The sequence below is a fragment of the Nocardia heshunensis genome (assembly GCF_054782115.1).
In genome coordinates this window covers 1-883 of record NZ_BAAGTC010000059.1, presented here as the reverse complement: position 1 = coordinate 883, position 883 = coordinate 1, and the positions used below count along the sequence as shown (strand labels likewise).

Below are 883 nucleotides of genomic sequence, written 5' to 3'. Positions count from 1 at the left end.
GGGATATGCCGGATACGTGAGTCACCAAGAAGTAGCAATGGTTCGGGATGAGAAAGCTAGTGAGGAGGTGGAGTAGATGGGAGCGTTCACGATTGATGATGCTGAATTTCAAGCATGGGCTAAAGAGGTTCAAGCCAAGGCATCTAATGCCGCACAGCTAAAGTCTGAATTACAGCAATCGCTTAAGAGAGTGGGGGTTCAGGCTATGAGACGAGTTAGCAATTCTACTCCCGTTGATACTGGTAACTTGCGACGGGGATGGAACATTGAGGGGCCATTCATTGGTGGAACAATCATTTCGCTCCAATTGTCCAATAACGTTGAGTACGCGCCATTCATTGAAAATGGTCACCGGACGAGAGGTGGGGGCGGTTGGGTCGAAGGACGATTCATGCTACGCGATACTGTGGAAGCTGTTTCCGGTGAGTTGCCGGGGTTATTGACTCCAGGATTTATGAGGGCAATGGAGGGACTGTTGTAATTGAATATTATCGAGCGCATTGGACAACTTCTAGCGAGTATCTCGCCGGGATTGCCCGTTTATCGTGAGAACCAGAAAGGCGGCTTTAAGGAACCGTCTTTTTATGTGTCTGCGATTGGAAGTCGGGGCCAACCAGAATTGTTTGGGCGGCAGAAACGAACTCATGGTTATCAAGTGGTTTACTTCCCAGACCCAAATAAGCCAAACCAGGACATGGAGAGAATGGAGCAAATACTGCTAGACAAGTTTCTGGTTCTCCCTGAGTTCGCCTATATTCGGGATCGTAACTTTAGCCGGGTAGATGGAACACTGACAGTAGACTTTAACATCATTTTCTGGGCCCAACCGGTGGAAGGCGGTCTCAAACTAAAAACTATGGAATATCATGGAGTGATTGCATAT

The 883-nt window shown here is 47.9% G+C and carries 2 protein-coding genes; both read left to right on the top strand.

The annotated features are described in order from the left end of the window. The first annotated feature begins 76 nt into the window (after positions 1-76). Positions 77-481 (top strand): HK97 gp10 family phage protein, encoded by a 405-nt coding sequence (locus ACYVN4_RS45150; protein WP_125685975.1) that lies wholly within the window; start codon positions 77-79, stop codon positions 479-481. Then, the coding region (locus ACYVN4_RS45145; protein WP_460730492.1) for a phage tail terminator family protein at positions 482-883 on the top strand (402 nt) is incomplete at its 3' end.